The 17,581-nt window shown below is 29.4% G+C and carries 14 protein-coding genes, 1 tRNA gene and 1 pseudogene; 6 read left to right on the forward strand and 10 right to left on the reverse strand.

Features of this window, described 5'->3' with window-relative positions; translation table 11 throughout:
- The 5 genes from ACH2BO_RS11870 to ACH2BO_RS11890 form a co-directional block, all read right to left on the reverse strand.
- Positions 1-2,625: hypothetical protein (locus ACH2BO_RS11870; RefSeq protein ID WP_395044947.1), on the reverse strand; the 2,625-nt coding region annotated here is incomplete at its 3' end.
- A 336-nt stretch (positions 2,626-2,961) separates the two neighbouring features.
- Positions 2,962-3,162 (reverse strand): hypothetical protein, encoded by a 201-nt coding sequence (locus ACH2BO_RS11875; protein WP_395044948.1) that lies wholly within the window; start codon positions 3,160-3,162, stop codon positions 2,962-2,964.
- 94 nt (positions 3,163-3,256) lie between these two features.
- Positions 3,257-4,663, reverse strand: a complete 1,407-nt coding sequence (locus ACH2BO_RS11880) for a rhodanese-like domain-containing protein (RefSeq protein WP_395044949.1) — start codon at positions 4,661-4,663, stop codon at positions 3,257-3,259.
- Positions 4,664-4,736: 73 nt separating this feature from the next.
- Positions 4,737-5,540, reverse strand: a complete 804-nt coding sequence (locus tag ACH2BO_RS11885) for a sulfite exporter TauE/SafE family protein (RefSeq protein WP_395044950.1) — start codon at positions 5,538-5,540, stop codon at positions 4,737-4,739.
- Positions 5,530-5,997 (reverse strand): DUF1801 domain-containing protein, encoded by a 468-nt coding sequence (locus ACH2BO_RS11890; RefSeq protein WP_395044951.1) that lies wholly within the window; start codon positions 5,995-5,997, stop codon positions 5,530-5,532. The genes ACH2BO_RS11885 and ACH2BO_RS11890 overlap by 11 nt, the downstream gene beginning before the upstream one ends.
- A 111-nt stretch (positions 5,998-6,108) precedes the next feature.
- Between ACH2BO_RS11890 and ACH2BO_RS11895 the strand changes: the two genes are divergently transcribed.
- Complete coding sequence (locus tag ACH2BO_RS11895; RefSeq protein ID WP_395044952.1) at positions 6,109-7,242, forward strand: DUF3667 domain-containing protein; 1,134 nt, start codon at positions 6,109-6,111, stop codon at positions 7,240-7,242.
- 4 nt (positions 7,243-7,246) lie between these two features.
- The gene (locus ACH2BO_RS11900) at positions 7,247-8,275 is read left to right on the forward strand and encodes a M28 family metallopeptidase (RefSeq protein ID WP_395044953.1); all 1,029 of its coding nucleotides are present in this window, start codon (positions 7,247-7,249) and stop codon (positions 8,273-8,275) included.
- A gap of 17 nt (positions 8,276-8,292) precedes the next feature.
- Here the strand turns inward: ACH2BO_RS11900 and ACH2BO_RS11905 are convergent, their stop codons facing one another.
- The gene (locus ACH2BO_RS11905; protein ID WP_395044954.1) at positions 8,293-8,754 is read right to left on the reverse strand and encodes a hypothetical protein; all 462 of its coding nucleotides are present in this window, start codon (positions 8,752-8,754) and stop codon (positions 8,293-8,295) included.
- 123 nt (positions 8,755-8,877) lie between these two features.
- Here ACH2BO_RS11905 and lpxD point away from each other — a divergent pair, with 123 nt between their 5' ends.
- Positions 8,878-9,867: a UDP-3-O-(3-hydroxymyristoyl)glucosamine N-acyltransferase gene (gene lpxD / locus ACH2BO_RS11910; RefSeq protein WP_395044955.1), complete on the forward strand. Its 990-nt coding sequence runs from the start codon at positions 8,878-8,880 to the stop codon at positions 9,865-9,867.
- 56 nt (positions 9,868-9,923) lie between these two features.
- Here the strand turns inward: lpxD and ACH2BO_RS11915 are convergent.
- The 4 genes from ACH2BO_RS11915 to ACH2BO_RS11930 all read right to left on the reverse strand — a co-directional run bounded on the left by ACH2BO_RS11915 (position 9,924) and on the right by ACH2BO_RS11930 (position 12,345).
- Positions 9,924-9,999: transfer RNA gene (locus tag ACH2BO_RS11915), tRNA-His, on the reverse strand.
- A gap of 62 nt (positions 10,000-10,061) precedes the next feature.
- Positions 10,062-10,778, reverse strand: coding sequence for a bacillithiol biosynthesis deacetylase BshB1 (gene bshB1, locus ACH2BO_RS11920; protein ID WP_395044956.1), 717 nt, complete (start codon positions 10,776-10,778; stop codon positions 10,062-10,064).
- Between the two features lie 80 nt (positions 10,779-10,858).
- On the reverse strand, positions 10,859-11,920 hold the full coding sequence (locus ACH2BO_RS11925) for an isochorismate synthase (protein ID WP_395044957.1): 1,062 nt from the start codon (positions 11,918-11,920) through the stop codon (positions 10,859-10,861).
- Entirely contained in the window at positions 11,917-12,345 is a 429-nt protein-coding gene (locus ACH2BO_RS11930) for a hotdog fold thioesterase (RefSeq protein ID WP_395044958.1), read from the reverse strand. The genes ACH2BO_RS11925 and ACH2BO_RS11930 overlap by 4 nt, the downstream gene beginning before the upstream one ends.
- Positions 12,346-12,506: 161 nt before the next feature.
- On the opposite strand from ACH2BO_RS11930, the gene ACH2BO_RS11935 reads away from it, so the two are divergent.
- The 3 genes and pseudogenes from ACH2BO_RS11935 to ACH2BO_RS11945 form a co-directional block, all read left to right on the forward strand.
- A complete protein-coding gene (locus ACH2BO_RS11935) occupies positions 12,507-14,075 on the forward strand; it encodes a hypothetical protein (RefSeq protein ID WP_395044959.1) in 1,569 nt (522 codons plus the stop codon).
- A 139-nt stretch (positions 14,076-14,214) separates the two neighbouring features.
- Positions 14,215-16,041, forward strand: a complete 1,827-nt coding sequence (locus ACH2BO_RS11940; protein WP_395044960.1) for an endonuclease — start codon at positions 14,215-14,217, stop codon at positions 16,039-16,041.
- A gap of 200 nt (positions 16,042-16,241) precedes the next feature.
- Positions 16,242-17,581 (forward strand): annotated as a pseudogene (locus ACH2BO_RS11945) (phosphoribosylformylglycinamidine synthase); the annotation flags it as partial.

Below are 17,581 nucleotides of genomic sequence, written 5' to 3' on the forward strand. Positions count from 1 at the left end.
TTGACCTACGATTAAATCAAATGAACGAACTTCATAACAACTTGGTAAAGAGTTAAATATCATTCTTGCGTAAATTGTTTGAGGATTTGATGTTGGATCAAAATTTGTAAGATTACTTATTGGGTTTAAATTAGATTGTGCATCAGCAATTGACCTATGATAAGTAAGAGTATAATCAGTTGGTGATTGTGTACCAAAAATAATTGGAGTTTGAAGTGAAATATCAAAAGTTTCATTATTTAATATAACATCTTTACACTGCAAGATTGATTCTGGTTGAGTCATGGCAACCAAAGAAAGTAAGGCATCAACATCATAAATTTTATTAACAATGTTTCCGCAAATATCTTCTACTTGAAAAGTATAAATTCCTACTGGTAAATTATAAAATGTATTAGAGTTTCCGTTGTTGATAAAAAACGATGCACCATCTTTAGTAGTTATTGTATATGTTAATGGACCTTGACCATTGGCTTCAATTATTACATCAAGATTTCCACTAGTTGTACAAGGAAGTCTATTAGCATCAACTATTTCTAGTGCTTGATTAAAACTTAATGTTGGACTCAATATTTCAATACAACTTTTATCAGACGTAGCTGCTCCAGTATTAATTAAAACACCATTGTTATATGATAAAAAATGTCGAACAATTCTAAAAGTTCCGTTATATGATAAATTAAAGTTAGTAGTATTGTTATTCAACTGAAAAGAATTAGATAAAGTAGGTAAAGTACCTTCTGGGTATACTTCATTTGTTGCAGGATTACCCCAAGTATTTGCAGAACTATCTATTAATTTTTGCAACCAAAAACTTTGACTTGTTGTGCCATTACTAATAAAATCTAATGGAATGTTAAATGAACCACAATTTGGCACTAACGAAAATGTACTTCTAGTAATAGTATATCCTGCTGCAACAACTGAAACAGAATTACTAAAATTACATTCATCAATAGCTGTAAAATTATAATTTCCGGCTGGTAAATTATCTAAATATAGTTTTCCATTAGCAGTAATATTTGGAGTTAATACTATTGGAATTGGTTGCGAAAATGCTGATGGAGCAGAAACTAAATTTACTGAAGTTAATTTTCCGTTTAAACTTGATAACTCTATAGATGTTGTTTGCAAGGAACATCCTGGTCTTATTGAACTTGAAAGTCCTTTATTTACATATATTGGAACGGTACAATTTATTGGTGATAAAACACTAGTACAATTGTCTGTTACTACAATAGTATAATCTCCTAGCGGAACTGGATTCAAAACTAATAAACCATCAGCATCAATCAACGAAGTTACATTATGTGGCAACACATTTGGATAACTTGAAGGTGCAGCTGTTATAGTTGCTGTTACAATTTCATAATTTGGAATTGAAACTACTATATATCCTGAATTAGTTAAGCATCCATTATTACCAGGAACAACAGATGGAATTGCAGGATTATATACTATAGTAAATGTTCTAGTTGTTGTTCTACCACAACTATCAGTTATTTCTACAGAATAAGAACCTAAAGGAACTATGTTTACATCAGACCCAAACTGAACCAATTCTTGATTATTTGGTCCAGGATAAGCAGTATTAAATGCACTCGGATTAAATCCAGCTGGAACACTTGTGAAATTTAATGTAAATGGTGCTGTAAAATTTGCAGCAGTTAAACTAAAATAATTTTCATTACAATCTAAAACAAAAATATTGCTTGTTAAAGTTATTCCAATATCAACAACAAAATTTTGTGTATATGTACTTCCACATGCATCAAGAATTGTAATATCATAATTATACGTTTGATTAATATAATCGGGAAGTGTCATTACTAAATCTTGCGAAGTTGCATTTCCATTTAATAGATTTAAATTATAATTTAAGTCTGCACTTCCATCTGGTGGATGAACTGTATAGCTTATAGATAATGGATATCCAATAACTGTTCCTGATGACGCAGTAATATTATTAGTTGCTACTGTAAAATTACATGATGGTGGCGAAGTATTTGCAAATGTTGGTGCTGCAATTACAATTCCAGTTGTATTCATATTTACTGTAAAAGTTTGCACCACTCCTATTCCGCAATTATCAAAAACTCTAATTTTATATACACCAATTGGCAAGCCACTAAAAGTGTTGCTAGATTGTGCTGGAAAAAGCATTGGACCAGCAAAAATCTCATAAGTCATGCCAACACCAGAAACTATATTTACAGAAATATTACTTGTATTTGAACATGCCTGATTTAAACTAACAACCGAATAAGTTAATGGTACAATATTATTGTTTACTACAACATCTTGTTGCTGAGTTGTAACAACACTACCAACTGTTTCTTGTGCGACAACTCTATAAGTTGCAGCAGATAATCCGCTAATAAAATTACTAGGAACTGTTGCATAAGGTGTGGTTACATCTGGTAATTTATAAACAATATAAACCAAAACACCACTTGGGTTTGCACTTGAAGCTGTAAAAGTTATAGAGCCATTTCCAGCACATGTTTCGTTTGTTGGAACCGCATTAAATGTGAAACCAAATAATGTTGCAGGTAATAAAATTAACCACAAGAAAATACTTCTAAATTTTCTTAACATATAGTAGGTATTTATATTTTTCTTCATTTGATTGAATTGGGGAATTCTTTAACAAACATAAAAAACAATTTATTAAAAAATGCATTTTGTCAGTAAAAAAACGCATTTCATCGATTATTTACTGATAATTTACATTTATTATATGTATTGTCTTACATTTTTAAATAAAATAAGTGTGGGTTTATTTAGTAGAACTCTAAAAAACAAAAAATAGTATAATAACATTAAAATAAATAGCTTATAATCAATATGTTATTTAAACAATAATACAATAGTGGAATTTAAATAATAATAAAACTATATTTAAATTTAAAAAAAAAGTGCCTGATTTCTCAGGCACTTTTAAATTATTTTTTAAACTAATTAAGCTTTTTTCTCTTCTGCTTTTTTAGAAGCACAACATCCGCTTGCTTTTTTTTCTCCATCACCACAAGATTTTTTTTCATCTGCAGAACAAGATTTTTCAGTTTTTGCTTTTTTCTTTTTTTGTTTTGGCTCTTGTGCATTTACATTCATAGAAAATAAAAATGCTACTACAGCTAAAATTGATGCTACTTTTTTCATATTATTTATTTTTAAATTTAAGTTTAATTTACTTTTATTAAGCCCAAAAATATACTTTTATTTTATACAACAATTATTTTTAACATTTTATTTACTACTTCAATGTTGAAGGACAAACAAAACTTGTAGTTTTAATTTCAGTATTTTTAATCGCTGCAAATCCTCCTTTTATATCTATAACATTATGATATCCACGAGATTTTAAAATTGAAGCTGCAATTACCGATCTATAACCTCCAGCGCAATGAACATAAAAATTTTTATCTTTTGGAAATTCTGTTAAGTGTTCGTTTAAAAAATCTAGTGGTGTTGATGGTACATCCAAAATATGTTCGGCAGTATATTCTCCAGGTTTTCTAACATCAAAAATTGCAGAAGTACTTGTAGTTTTTGCTTCTAATTCTTTAGCTGTAATAGAATTTAAAGTATCAAATTCTAATCCTTCTTTTTTCCATGTTTCAAAACCTCCATTTAAATATCCTATAGTATTATCATAGCCAACTCTTGCCAATCTAGTTATAGTTTCGTTTTCTCTTCCTTGTGGAGTAATTAATAATATTGGTTGTTTACTGTCTAAAATTAATGAACCAACCCATGGTGCAAACTGTCCATCAATTCCAATAAAAATAGATTTCGGAATATGACCATTTGAAAAATCATCTTGATGGCGAACATCCAATATCAACGCATCGGTTTCATTAGCAACTAGTTCAAATGTTTTAGCGTCAAATGCTTTTGCTTCTTTTATTATGTTTTCTACATCGCTGTATCCTTCTTTGTTTAACTTAACATTCATTGGAAAATATGCTGGTGGTGGCAATAATCCATCGGTAACTTCTGTAATAAATTCATCACGAGTCATATTTGCTCGCAAGGCATAATTATTTTTTTTCTGGTCGCCAATACTTCCAATTGTTTCTTTACTCAAGTTTTTTCCGCAAGCACTTCCTGCTCCATGTGCTGGATATACAATTACTTCATCTGCAAGTGGCATAATTTTATTTCTTAAACTATCAAATAAAATTCCTGCCAAATCTTCTTGTGTCATTGTAGCTGCTTTTTGAGCCAAATCTGGCCTTCCCACATCGCCTAAAAATAATGTGTCTCCACTAAACAATGCATAATCTTTTCCGTCTTTATCTTTCAATAAATAACACGAGCTTTCCATTGTGTGTCCTGGAGTATGCAAACAGGTGATTGTAATTTCACCAAGCTTAAAAACTTCTCCATCTGTTGCAATATGAGCTTTAAAACTTGTAGTTGCATTAGGTCCAAAAATTATTGGAGCATTAGTTTTTTCGGCCAGAGTTACATGTCCGCTTACAAAATCGGCATGAAAATGAGTTTCAAAAATATATTTTAATTTTGAATTAGTTGAGTTCAATTTATCAATATAAGGTTGCGTTTCTCTTAACGGATCAATAATAGCAACTTCGCCATTACTTTCAATATAATATGCACCTTGTGCTAAACAACCTGTGTAAATTTGTTCTATTTTCATTGGATATAATTTCTATACAAAAATAACTTTTTTTTAAATGTTACTTTAAATTTTGTTGGGTTTTAATAAATATTTATGACAATAATAATTCTTTGATGATAATATAGAATCCAATAAAAAGTACAAAAACTCCAAAAATAGTTTTCAATTTGTTACCATTTATTTTCTTAGATAAATAATTTCCAATAAATATTCCTAAAATAGATAATGCCGTAAAAATGAACAATAAATTCCAATCAATAACAGAGTTGACTTGCAAATCGCCAACAAAACCAACTAATGATTGAATTGCAACTATAAAAAGTGAAGTTCCAACAGCAATTTTCATAGGTGTTTTTGCAAAAAAAATCAAGGTAGGAATAATTAAAAATCCACCACCAGCACCAACAAAACCAGCTAATAAACCAATAAATATTCCTTGAAAAATAATTCTAAAATAATTTAATTCTGATGATTCTTTAATTTCTACTTCTGACTTAGAAAATATCATTTTTAAAGAAACTATTATCATTACAATTGCAAAAACAATCATTAACAAAGTTGCCTTAGTAATTTCAAAATCATTAATAATATGAATTGTATTTGAAAGTCTAGGAACAATAAATCTTCTAGTTAAAAAAACTGTAATTAGCGTTGGAATTCCTAACAATAGTACTTTTTTAAAATCAACAAGTTTTTGTTTTGCCTTTTGAATTCCACCAATCATTGCTGTAGAACCAACTATAAACAAAGAATATCCTGTTGCAATAACCGGTTCAACATGAAGGACATAAACCAATATTGGAACCGAAAGAATTGAACCTCCACTACCAATTAAACCTAGTGTGATTCCAACAAAAATTGCCAATACATAACCAACAATTTCATTAATTTCCATTCTTTTTATTTAAAGTATTTTCATAAATTTCTATACATTTTTCAACTGTAACTTTAGAAATTAATTCTCCAATTAAAGCATAAGGAATATCGTCTAATTTTTTAAATCTAACACAACTTTTTCCCATATCTAGTCTAGATTTGCAATGTTTTGGATATTGTTCAACAAACCAATCATGCATTTTTTTATCGCTGTAAAGTACCATGTGATAAATATTTATAGAATTTTTTTGGGATGCCATTGCAAAAAATGGCAATGGCAATTCAGGAGTACAATGATAACCGTTTGGATAAGTTTCATGAGGCACAACATAACCCAACATTCCATAACTCATAACTTCTTTAAATCCTTTTGGAATATTTTCTTGAACTACTTTTCGCAATTTTTGCATAACATTCCTTCTGTCTTCTGGTAATTCTGCAATATATTTATCTGGTGAAGTTGCTTGTGATTGCATTATTTTTTATTTTTAGTGTAACTAATATTATTTTTTATTACTAATATATTTTAACAAAAGTAATGATAAAAAAATTTAATAGATTTACATTTTAATATTGTACTATATTTTATGTCTAAAAATACTATACGAAAAGATAAAACCTGTTTAAACTGCAATTATGTTGTTGCCGAACGTTTTTGTCCTAATTGTGGGCAAGAAAATACTGATACAAGAAAAACTTTTTATCACTTATTTGTGCATTTCTTTGAAGATTTAACCCATTATGAAAATGCTTTTTGGAAAACCATAAAAAATCTATTATTAAGACCTGCATCATTGACTAAAGAATATCTTTCTGGAAAAAGATTGTCCTACCTTGCTCCTGTTAGACTATATATTTTTATAAGTATAATTACATTTTTTTTATTGTCAGTAATACCAACTAATGATGATTCTAATATAGTAAATATTAATAACACTTCTAATAAAGAAATAAAAAATGGATTTTATAGTTATGATAAAGAAGTTGAAAAGGAAAGAAAAAAAGACTCCATACAAAATGATTCTATCAATAAAAAAAACATAAGCAAAGAAGAATTAAAAATTGAAGAACTAAAAAAACAAGGTGTTTTAAGTGCAAAAGAAGCAGATTCTATTAAAAAATTTATTGAAATTGCTAAAAAAAATAATAAAAACGACAATACTTTTAACTTTGGATATGATTCTGTAGAAAAAATGGATTCTATTAGAAAAGTAAATCCTGGTGAAATAAATGATTTAGAATATTGGTTAAGTAAAAAAGCAATTCCAATAAATAAAAAATACAACAATGATGAGCTATTAGAAAAATTCACAAAACAAGCTGAGCAAAATTTTCCTAAAACATTATTTATTTACATGCCTTTGTTTGCCTTTGTATTATGGTTGTTTCATAGTAAAAAAAGATGGTATTATTTTGACCACGGAATCTTTACATTGCATTATTTTTCATTCTTATTGCTAATTACATTACTGCTTTTTTTGATAAATAAATTATTTGAATACTGTGGTGATTTTTCAATAGTTACAATAGTAAAAGTTATAATAAATACCATTGGTTATGTTTGGATGTTTTATTATTTCTTTCCTGCTCATCATAGATTTTATGGTGAAACAAGAATGATTTCTTTTATAAAAAGTACAGTAATGCTATTTATAAACATGATATTAATATCAATAATTTTAATTTTATTTGCAATTTACACCTTCATTAATATATCATAATACTATGAAAAAAATAATTATTACATCATTAATCTCAATGTTGTTTTTGTCTTGTTCAACAAAAAAAGCAATACAAACCAAAGCTAAACCATTAGAGATTAATAATTACATAAATTCAATTACTCAAGAAGAATTAAAAACCAATTTAACCGTTATTGCATCAGACGAAATGCAAGGCAGAGAAACAGGAAGTGAAGGTCAAAAAATGGCTGGAAAATATTTAATTGACCAATATAAAAAAGCTGGAATTTCTTTTCCAAAAGGAGCAACAGATTATTATCAAAAAGTTCCAGCAGCTTATCTTAATCAAAAAAGAAATGAAGGTTTACAAGATTCTGAAAATATTTGGGCGTTTATAGAAGGTAGTGAACATCCAGAAGAGATTATTGTAGTTTCTGCTCATTATGACCATATCGGAATTAAAAATGGTGAAATATACAACGGTGCAGACGATGACGGAAGCGGAACTGTGGCACTTTTAGAAATTGCACAAGCTTTTCAAAAAGCCAAAAATGAAGGTCATGGACCAAAACGTTCCATTTTAATTCTACATGTAACTGGCGAAGAACATGGATTGCATGGTTCAAGATATTATTCAGAAAATCCTTTGTTTCCTTTAAAAAATACAGTTGCCGATGTAAATATTGATATGATTGGTCGAAGAGATGAAAACCATAAAGATTCTAATAATTATATCTATTTAATAGGTTCAGATTATTTATCTACCGATTTATACAACATTTGTGAAAGCGTAAATTCTAAATTTATTAATTTAAATATTGATTATAAATATAATGATAGAGCCGATAAAAACAGATTTTACTACCGTTCAGACCATTATAACTTTGCTAAAAACGGTATTCCATCGGTATTTTTATTCAATGGAGTTCATGCAGATTATCACAAACAATCAGACGAAGTTGATAAAATAGAATTTGATGCTTTAACTAAAAGAACCCAACTTGGTTTTATAATTACATGGGAAATTGCAAATAGAGAAAAAAGAATTGTTGTTGATAAAGACGGAAAGTAGTTTTTATTTTTTTTGTTTTAAAACCTTGCAATATATTCTTTTAGTAAATTTTCAGAGAAAAATAATGATGAATAAGATTCATTGGCTTGCAAATTGCTCTTTTCAAATTCTGCCAACTGTTTTAAGTAGAATTTCAATTGTTCCTGAGTCAATAAATTTCTATAATCTTGTTCTTGTCTAATCAATGTTTTTATAAATAAATTAGTATCTTTTTCATCCTCAGTCACATTCATTTTATTATAAATTATTACAATTTCTTTGTATTGATTGATAAATAATTCTTTAAAAACTGGGTTTTGTTCTTCGGTATAATTTACAATTCCGAAAGTAATTTTTCCTTTGGTTTGCCAATATGCAGTTTCTCCTTCTTCTCCTTTTTTAACAAAATTCTGAATAGCAGCAACCTTCAATTTGATTGATTTTTCAAATTGCGCAAAGCTCAAAATCGGAATTAAAAGAAATAAAAATACTATTTTCATTATTATTTTAAATATTTAAAGAGCAAATTTAATTTTTTTTTGATAACAAAAATGCATTTAACTATTTATTAGCAAATTTGAAAACTATTCACTTTATTTGACACATATAACCAAACTTACCAGATGAAGAACCTTACAATTCAAGACATTAATGCTGTTTTAAATGGTATACTTGTTGGAAAAACAAATCAATCAATAACTGCGCCAGAACAATTGGAATTGGCTAGTGAAACCGAAATTTCATTTATTGGAAATAAAAAATATGAAAAATTTTGGGCAACTTCCAAAGCTTGTGCAGCAATTGTAAACGAAGACATTACTATTGAACCTGGCGAAAACAGATGTTTTATTAAAGTAAAAAATGCCGATTTAGCAATGTCGCAAGTTCTTGAACTATTTGCTCCAGAACCACCACAATTTGACGAGTTGATTCATCAAACTGCAACAATTCATAAATCAGCAAAAATTGGAATCGGAACAAAAATTGGTGCAGGTTGTTATATTGGACCAAATGTTGAAATTGGCGAAAATGCTACAATTTATCCAAATGTCACCATTTTAGACGAAAGTAAAATTGGAAAAAACACCATAATTTGGTCTGGAGCAGTCGTTAGAGAACGCTGTATTATTGGTAACAACTGTATTCTTCATCCAAATGCTACAATTGGTGCAGATGGTTTTGGTTTTAGACCTTGCCCAGAAAAAGGTTTGGTAAAAATTCCTCAAATTGGTAATGTAGTTTTAGGAAACTATGTAGAAATTGGAGCCAACTCATCAGTTGATAGAGGAAAATTTAGCTCAACAGTTCTTGGTGATGGTTGCAAAATTGATAATTTAGTTCAAATTGGTCACAATAGTAAACTTGGAAAATTTTGTATAATGGCAGGAAATAGCGGTCTTGCTGGATCAGTAACTTTAGGAAACGGAGTAATTATTGGCGGAAGCGCTTCAATAAAAGATCATTTAACAATTGGTGACGGAGCAATTGTTGGTGCTGGTTCTGGAGTTGCAGCAGATGTTCCTGCAGGTAAAACTGTATTGGGTTATCCTGCTGTTGACGCAAGAACTGCTTTAAAACAATGGGCAATTCTAAAAAGAATGGCAACAGAATAATAAAATAAAAAATATAAAAACTAAAAAAGTCTTGAATTTCTTCAAGACTTTTTTTTGGGTGAATGACCGGGTTCGAACCGGCGACCCTCGGTACCACAAACCGATGCTCTAACCAACTGAGCTACAATCACCATTTGTAATGCGAGTGCAAATATAGAATTTATCTTTTCTATTACAAAGAAAAAAAATAAAAATTATTTCAAATCTGATAAGCTATTGACTGTCAAATATCTTTCTGTTGTAAAACCTTCTCCATACTCTACTCCTACAATTCTTCCTAAATCTTGTGCGCGATATTTTACACTATCCAAAAAGTTTTTTGAACTTATTGGCGATTCAGGTTCTTTTGCCTTTGGATTATAAAATTGTGAGCTGTATGCCAAAATTGATTCCATTTTTATATCAATAAAATTAGAAATATCTACAACAAAGTCAGGTTCAAGATTTTTCCATTGAATGTAATGATATACCACTTTTGGTCGCCAAGCAATTTGTTTTTCTCCATTTATTTCGGTTTCAATCATTCGCAAACCAGATAAAAAACAAGAATCAGAAACTAATTTACTTCCTTTTCCGTGATCAATATGTCTATCATCAATTGCGTTACATAATACAATTTCTGGTTGATACTTTCTAATCATTTTGATGATTTTCATTTGATGTTCTTCATCATTTACAAAAAAACCATCGCGCATATCAAGGTTTTCTCTAGCAGAAATTCCAAGTATTGCAGAAGCTTTAACTGATTCTGAATTTCTAATTTCAACCGAACCACGAGTTCCAAGTTCGCCACGAGTTAAATCGATAATTCCAACTTTTTTTCCAAGCGAAATTTCTTTGGCAATTGTTCCGCTACAACCCAATTCTACATCGTCTGGATGCGCGCCAAAAGCTAAAATATTTAATTTCATATGTCATTGCGAGTTTGCGAAGCAATCTCATTATTTATTATTTTTAAAACTTTGTATTTCTTATTTTGCTAATTGAATTTTCACAAAACATTTTTCATTGTCATTGATTTGTTTTCTGTTTCTTCAAATTCTTTTTCAGGATTACTATCTTTTGTAATTCCACATCCAACAAAAATTGTTGCAGTGTTTTTTTCAAGATTCATACATCGTAAATTTACAAATAAATTAGATTGATTTTCTTTATAAGTCAAAAAATCTTTTTTCCATTCTCCTAAAAATCCTGCATAAAAATCTCTATCATAATCTTCATTTTCTATTATAAATTTCATTGCTTCACGTTTTGGATAACCACAAACCGCAGGAGTTGGATGTAAAACAGTAATGATTTCTGAAATTGAATTAATATCATATATTTTAGCTTGAATATCTGTTTTTATATGAATTAAATTTCCTGCTTCAAAGTTATACGGTTTAGAAAATGTAACTTCATTAGAATACTTTTTTAATTTATCAACTATATAATTTGTTACTATTTGTTGCTCTAAAACTTCTTTTTTATTCCATACAACTGTTTCATTATCAATAATTAATTGTGTTCCAGCTAAGGCAACTGTTTTTATAAAATCATTTTCTATTTTCAAGAATTGTTCTGGAGTTGCTCCTATCCAAAAACCAACTTTTGGGTGATAAAAACAATATATAAATGCGGTTGGGTAATTATTTATTAATTTATTAAAAACAATTTTTATATCAAAATTTTCAACCTCAATTGATTCTTTTCTTGAAAGAACAACTTTTTCAAAACTTTCGCTGTTAATCTCATCTACTGCTTTTTCAACTAATTTTATAAATTTATTTTTTGCGTATGAATCTGTTTCTAATTGAATATTTTTAGAAAAAATATAATCCAATTCAGAATAATTTTCAAAATAAATATCAGAAAAATTTTCAGGAATTAAATAGCGTTTTTTATTATCAAATGAAACAAAAGCAAAACCACTTTCTGAACTAGAATCAAGTTCAATTAAATCATCATTTTTTTGAAAAAGTGCGATTATTTTAGTAGAATTTGGCTTGCAGTAACATACAAATGGTAGTTTATTTTGCCTATGATTCTTTATTTTTTCAAATAGTAAACTCATCTTCCTTTACTTGGTAAAATCATATTCGTCAATTTGCAAAGCGAGATTAATTTGTGTTCTTCATCAACAATTCTAATTTCCCAAAGATGAATACTTGCTCCTTTATGAATTATTTTGGCGGTTGCAGTAACAATTCCTTCGCGTTTACTTCTAACATGATTTGCAGAAATTTCTATTCCGCGAACTTCTTGCTTTTCGGGATTTACAAACATGATTGATGCTGCGCTTCCAACACTTTCTGCCAAAGCAACACTTGCGCCACCATGAAGTAATCCCATTGGTTGATGCACTCTAGAATTTACTGGCATTGTAGCAACTAGAAAGTCTTCTCCAGCATCGATATATTCAATTTCTAGTGTTTCCATCAAGGTGTTTTTAGACCATTCATTACACAAACGAAGCATTTTTTCTTTATCAAAAGACATAGTAATTTATTTTATTACAAAACTAGTTATTTTTTAAAAGAAAAGTAAGATAGTTTTACAATTACAAACTAATTTCGTGAATATTGCGTTATTAATTTTTATAAATTTCGGTTTTTGAAATTTCAAATAAATACATACATTTACAAAAATTCATAACCTCTATGAGAAATTCTTTATTTATACTTCTTTTTGGACTATTAATTTCTTTAAGTTCATGTCGCAGTGACTTTGATTTTCAACCAAGTACTGGCGGTTTGACTTTTTCTAAAGACACTGTTTATCTTGATACTGTTTTTACCAATATTGGTTCCAGCACTTACAGATTAAAGGTCTATAATAAAAGTGATACCGATATTTCTATCCCAAAAATTCAGTTGGCAAAAGGCACAAGTTCTAAATACCGAATGATGATTGACGGATTAACAGGTGAAGATGCCGACGCAAGCGGATTTGGAGAAGGAAAAATATTTAATAATGTTGAACTTCTTGCCAAAGATAGTATGTATATTTTTATAGAAACAACAGCTTCAATTCTAGATGCAAACCCAACCGATTTTCTATATACTGACAAAATAGAGTTTCATAATATTTCTGGTGCGCCACAAACCGTTGATTTAGTTACACTTATTCAAGATGCAGTTTTTATTTATCCTAACAGACCAATTGATACAGGAATTAAGGAAACCTTATCTTTAAATGGAATTCCATCTGATATTGAAGGTCATGAACTTTCTGGTTCATTATTAAATTGGACTAACGAAAAACCTTATGTTGTTTACGGATTTGCTTTGGTTCCAAACGGAACTGTTTTAAATATTGAACAAGGAACAAAAGTGCATTTTCATGCCAATTCTGGTTTGATTATTGATAAGTTGGGGACACTAAACATCAACGGACAATTATCTGATTATGATGCAGAAGGAATTGTTACGCTTGATAAAGAAGTGAGGTTTGAAGGCGATAGATTAGAACCATTTTTTGAAGATGTTCCGGCGCAATGGTTTGGAGTTATTAATTTTTCTTTAAATAATAATGTCATTGAACATTTGACTTTAAAAAATGCAACACTCGGAATTTTTAATGCACCTTTAGATATTGACGCACCATATATTACAAAACTAGATATTTCAAATTCACAAATATACAATTGCTCTAACATTGGAATTCTATCAAGAGGTTCAGAAATAAATGGAAGTAATTTGGTTATTAATTTTTCTGGACAGGCCAATATAGCTTGTACTTATGGCGGAACTTACAATTTTACACATTGTACTTTTAATAATAATTGGTCTAGTTCTAAGCAAGTTGCTGTTTTATTAAATGATTATTTAGAAACTGACACTGCTCTTTATGTAAACAATCCGATTAATGTTTTTAATTTTACAAATTGTATTGTTTATGGTTCAAATCAAAACGAAATATTTATTGAACAAAAAGGAACAAATCCATTCAGTTACAACTTCACAAATTGTTTAATTAAAGTAAACAATACCAATAATAATCCTTTATATCCACCAACAAATACAACAAATTATAATGTTGGATGCAAAATTGCAACTAATTCATCTATTTTTAATCCAAAATTTAAAGACGTAAATAAAAATCAATTAAACTTATTAGAAGATTCTGCTGCCATCGGTTTTGGAATAACAAGTAGTGTTACAAATGATATTTTAGGAAATCCAAGAACTACTTCTATTGATTTGGGTGCTTATCAATATATTCCATAACTGATTATATATTTTTCTTAAATTTTAAAAACAGTCATTAACAATTGACTGTTTTTTTTTGTTATTAACTTTTGTGTCAAATCGATTAACAATAAATCCAAATAAATACTTTTATCAAAACCAATAAACCTAATAAACAATGAAATCAAAACTACAATTACTTATTCTTTTAAGTTCCTTTCTATCATTTTCACAAATTCCAACTGGATATTATAGTACAGCTACTGGAACAGGATACGCATTAAAAACGCAACTTTACAATAAAATTAAAGGTCATACCAATAATGGATATGCAGGTTTGTGGACAACTTATGCAACCTCAGACAGAGACAATCAATATGAAAACGACAATACCGTTTTCGATTTATATTCTGAAAACCCAAATGGAATTGATCCTGTAATTTTTGCTTATGGAACTAATCAATGCGGAACATATACAACTCAAGGAAATTGTTACAATAGAGAACATATAATTCCTCAATCTGTATTTAATTCTGCTTCGCCAATGGTTGCAGATGCACATTTTATTCCACCAGTTGATGGATATGTAAACGGAATGCGATCAGACAATCCACACGGAACAGTAGCTGTTGCAGCTTGGACTTCGCTTAATGGAAGTAAAGTTGGCACAAGTTCTGTTGTTGGATATACAGGTAAAGTTTTTGAACCACTAAACGATTTTAAAGGTGATATTGCAAGAATGTATTTCTATTTTGCAACAAGATATGAAAATACTGTTTCAACATATATTTTTGATATGTTTAACGGAACTAGTAATCAGGTTTTTACTACTCCATTTTTAAATATGCTAATAACTTGGCACAATCAAGATCCAGTAAGTGCAAGAGAAATTGCTAGAAATAATGCAATTTATGCTAGACAATTAAATAGAAATCCATTTATTGATCATCCAGAATATGTAAGTATGATTTGGGGTGGAACACCACCAACTCTAGACACAACAATTCCAACTACTCCAGCAAATTTAGTTGCTTCTAATATTACAACAACTTCATTACAATTAAATTGGACAGCTTCAACAGATAATATTGGTGTTACAAGTTACGATGTATTTATGAATGGAATATTTAAAACCAATGTTGCCTCAACAACAGCTTCAATAACTAACTTGACATCTGGAACTAATTATTCTTTTTATGTAAATGCAAAAGATGCAGCATCAAATGTTTCTGCAAATAGTACTACAATTAATACAGCTACACTAGCTGTTTCTTTAGTAACTGATTTATATTTTTCAAAATATATTGAAGGTTCATCAAATAATAAAGTTTTAGAAATTGCAAATGGAACTGGAACTTCTGTTACTTTATCATCTTACATTGTAAAAAAACAAACAAATGGTGCTGGAGCTTGGAGTACTGGAATTACATTATCTGGAACTTTAGCAAATGGAGCAAAATATGTAATGTTAAACAGTAGTACTTCATTAACTTGTTATTCTGTTGCTTCTGCGAATTATTCTAGTGCAGGAAACGAACTAACTTTTAACGGAAATGATGCTGTTGGATTGTTTAAAAATGGAGTTTTAATAGATATTATTGGAACATTTAATGGAGGAACAGCAAACTTTGCTATAGATGAAACATTAAGAAGAAATACTACAGTTGCTGTTCCTAAAGCTACTTTTAATAAAACCACAGATTGGACAGTGTATTCTCTTGATACTTGTAGCGGAATTGGAAATAAATTTGTAGCAACAGAAGAACCAATTTCTGTTTTTGACTTTAAGTTATATCCAAATCCATCAAATGGTGATTTTACTATTCAATTGAGTAACGAAAATTCAATTTATAATGTAGAAATATTTTCAACTTTAGGACAAAAAGTATTTGAAAAACAAAATAATATTGAAACTTTAGTAATAAACAATTTACAAATCGGAATCTATTTAGTTAATATTACTGTAGGAGATAAATCACTAAAGAAAAAAATTATCATAAATTAAATATCTAAAAGCTTCCAAAAAAATGGAAGCTTTTTTTATAAATAAATTGTCAAAAACTCGTTAAAAACTATTCTATTTAGCTTTGTAAATTGTAGCAATTAAACTAAATTTGCATAACAACTAAATTGAATTTCTCAGATGAGAATCTGAAACGCTGATATAAATTCAGCGTAAACAAGTTCAGATTAAACTACAACACAATGATTCATTTTTTCGGAAACGAAACAACTACTTTATTTGCTGTGCAATCACATGAAGAATTGTCGGCAAAAACTATCTCAAAATTAAATTGGCTTTTTAATTCTGAACTTGTTTCAGATTCTCATCAATCTGTTTCAGATTCTCATAAATCTGTTTCAAATTCTCAATCAAACAAATCTAAATCCGTTCTTGCGGATTTTTTTGTTGGTCCACGAGCCACAATGATAACTCCTTGGAGCACAAATGCTGTCGAAATTACTCAGAATATGGGAATTGAAAACATTATCAGAATTGAAGAATTTCACAAAGTTTCTAGCGATTTCTCTGATTTTGATCCAATGCTTTCGCAGAAATATTCTGAATTAAATCAAGATATTTTTACTGTAAATATTCAACCAGAAGCTATTTTAGAAATAGAAAACATTTCTGAATACAATAAAAAAGAAGGTTTGGCTTTAAGCCAAGATGAAGTAGACTATTTAGAAAATTTATCTAAAAAATTAAATAGAAATCTTACAGATTCTGAAGTTTTTGGGTTCTCACAAGTCAATTCAGAGCATTGCCGACACAAAATTTTCAATGGAACTTTTGTAATTGATGGCGTTGAACAAGAATCGTCATTGTTCAAAATGATTAAGAAAACTTCTGCCGAAAATCCGAATGAAATTGTTTCTGCGTACAAAGATAATGTGGCATTTATCAAAGGTCCCAAAGTGCAACAATTTGCTCCAAAATCTGCCGATAAACCAGATTTTTATGAAGTAAAAGATTTTGAATCGGTACTTTCTTTAAAAGCAGAAACGCATAATTTCCCAACTACAGTTGAACCTTTTAATGGAGCAGCAACTGGTTCTGGCGGAGAAATTCGTGATCGTTTGGCTGGCGGACAAGGTTCGTTACCACTTGCAGGAACAGCAGTTTACATGACATCTTATTCAAGATTAACAAACAATCGCGAATACGAAAACGGAATGCCTGAACGAAAATGGTTGTATCAAACGCCAATGGATATTTTGATAAAAGCATCCAATGGCGCATCCGATTTTGGAAATAAATTTGGACAACCTTTAATAACTGGTTCGGTTTTGACTTTTGAGCATGAGCACTTCGACGCTTCGACAAGCTCAGCGCAGGCACGCAAACTAGGTTACGATAAAGTAATAATGCAAGCTGGAGGAATTGGTTACGGAAAACTAGATCAAGCCATAAAAAAGAAACCAACTGCTGGAGATAAAATTGTAATTCTTGGTGGAGAAAATTATAGAATAGGAATGGGTGGCGCAGCAGTTTCGTCTGCAGATACTGGAGCTTTTGGTTCTGGAATTGAATTAAATGCAAT

It is taken from the genome of Flavobacterium sp., assembly GCF_043773265.1.
In the GTDB taxonomy this organism is placed as follows: domain Bacteria; phylum Bacteroidota; class Bacteroidia; order Flavobacteriales; family Flavobacteriaceae; genus Flavobacterium.